The following is a 1,964-nucleotide window of genomic DNA, read 5'->3' on the forward strand; positions in this document are numbered from 1 at the left end:
GCTGGGCGACGCCGACCAGGGCATCGTCCACCAGGTCGGTCCGCAGCTCGGGCTCACCCAGCCCGGCCTGACGGTCGTCTGCGGCGACTCGCACACGTCGACCCACGGCGCGTTCGGCGCGCTCGCGCAGGTCTCCGACATCCCCGTGGGGGGTGCGATCTCCGCGACCGGCGCCGACGGCAAGCCGATCCTCCTCGTGCAGCCCGAGGCCGGGACCGTCGTGGCCCTGTCCGCGGTCTGCACCCACCAGGGCTGCACGGTCGTCGTCGACGGCGACGAGCTCAGCTGCCCCTGCCACGGCTCGGTGTTCGACCTGACCGGGAAGAACGTGTCCGGCCCGGCACCCGAGCCGCTGCCCCCTGTCGAGGTGCACGTCGCCGACGGCGCCGTGCTGCCCGGGAAGGCGTGACGCCATGACCGCTCCCACCACCGGCACCCCGCGCACCGCCGCGGGTCGCCGCCCCATCGCGCTCGGCCTGCGCGTCGTGCTGGCCGTGTGCGTGGTCGCGTCCGCCGTCGTCCACCTGATCCTGTGGAACGACGGCATGAAGAACGTCGACGTCGTCGGTCAGGCGTTCCTGCTCAACGGCGTCGCCGGGCTCGTCCTCGGGGTGCTGCTGCTCGTCTGGCGGTCCGTGTGGCCGCTGCTCGGCGCGATCGCGTTCGGCGCCGCGACGCTCGGCGCGTTCGTCGTCGCGACGACCGTCGGGCTGTTCGGCGTGCACTCGCGCTGGGAGGGCACGAACGAGTGGATCTCCGCGATCACCGAGGCGCTGGCGATCGTCCTCGGGATCGTCGCGATCGTCGTCGAGCGACGCCTGGTCGCCGCCGCGGCGACGCCTGCGACCGCCTGAGGCCGTCGCGGGGATCGGGACCCACCGCCCGCGTCAGCCCGCGGCACCGACGGTTGGTCGTCCGCACCGCGGGCCGACCGGCACGGAGAACCCGGGAGGGCGTCGCGTCGGCGTGGTCGGCGCGGACCGGGAAGGCCGGCGTCGCGTCGGCGTCGTCCCGACCGTCGGCGCCGTCAGCCCCAGACGAGTCCCTGCGCGGGGTCGGCCAGCACCGACGCGACGTCGGCGAGCACCCGCGCGCCGAGCTCGCCGTCGACGAGACGGTGGTCGAACGACAGCGCGAGCTGCGTGACGTGCCGCGGCTTGACCTTGCCCTTGTGCACCCACGGCTGGAGCCGGATCGCGCCGAACGCGAGGATCCCGGCCTCGCCGGGGTTGAGGATCGGCGTGCCCGTGTCGATGCCGAAGACGCCGACGTTGGTGATCGTGATGGTCCCGTCGGCCATGTCCGACGGCGACGTGCGGCCCGCGCGCGCGGTGGCCGTCAGCTCGCCGAGCCCGCGTGCGAGCTCCAGCAGGCTCAGGCGGTGCGCGTCCTTGACGTTCGGGACGACGAGTCCGCGGGGGGTCGCGGCGGCGATGCCCAGGTTGATGTAGTGCTTGTAGACGATCTCCTGCGCGGCGTCGTCCCACGACGCGTTGATCTCCGGGTGGCGGCGCACCGCGAGCATGAGCGCCTTCGCCGCGATCAGCAGCGGCGTGACGCGCACGTCGGCGAACTCCTTCTCCCCGCGGAGCCGCTCGACGAGCCGCATCGTGCGCGTGACGTCGACCGTGTGGAAGACCGTGACGTGCGGGGCGGTGAACGCGCTGGTCACCATCGCCTCGGCGGTGCGCTTGCGCACCGACTTCACGGGGACGCGCGTCTGGCGGCCGTCGGGCGAGACGGTGCCGCTCGCGAGCCACGGCTTGTCGTCGCCGGGGTACGTCGCGAGCGTGCGCGCCTCGGCCTGCGCGGCGTGCGCGAGGACGTCCTCGCGCGTGACGATCCCGCCCGGGCCGGTCGGCGTCACGGAGTCGAGGTCGACGCCGAGCTCGCGGGCGAGCTTGCGCACCGGGGGCTTGGCGAGCGCGTGGGCCGACGCCCGCGACGCGCCGCCCGTGGTCGGC

General features: G+C 74.5%; 3 protein-coding genes and 1 pseudogene. 3 read left to right on the forward strand and 1 reads right to left on the reverse strand.

All coding sequences use genetic code 11. The features are described 5' to 3' along the window. From HGA02_RS21860 to HGA02_RS17845, 3 genes and pseudogenes are all read left to right on the forward strand, one after another. A pseudogene (locus HGA02_RS21860) lies at nt 1-127 on the forward strand (aconitase family protein); the annotation flags it as partial. Between the two features lie 12 nt (nt 128-139). After that, nucleotides 140-409, forward strand: a complete 270-nt coding sequence (locus HGA02_RS17840) for a QcrA and Rieske domain-containing protein (RefSeq protein ID WP_425483080.1) — start codon at nt 140-142, stop codon at nt 407-409. A gap of 4 nt (nt 410-413) precedes the next feature. Continuing rightward, nucleotides 414-854 carry a hypothetical protein gene (locus tag HGA02_RS17845; RefSeq protein ID WP_168680587.1) on the forward strand — a complete coding sequence of 147 codons (441 nt, stop codon included), beginning with the start codon at nt 414-416 and terminating at the stop codon, nt 852-854. A gap of 173 nt (nt 855-1,027) precedes the next feature. On the opposite strand, the gene HGA02_RS17850 is transcribed toward HGA02_RS17845, so the two are convergent. Next, the coding region (locus HGA02_RS17850) for a dihydrolipoamide acetyltransferase family protein (protein ID WP_168680589.1) at nt 1,028-1,964 on the reverse strand (937 nt) is incomplete at its 5' end.

Source organism: Cellulomonas septica (genome assembly GCF_012396155.1).
Lineage (GTDB): Bacteria > Actinomycetota > Actinomycetes > Actinomycetales > Cellulomonadaceae > Cellulomonas > Cellulomonas septica.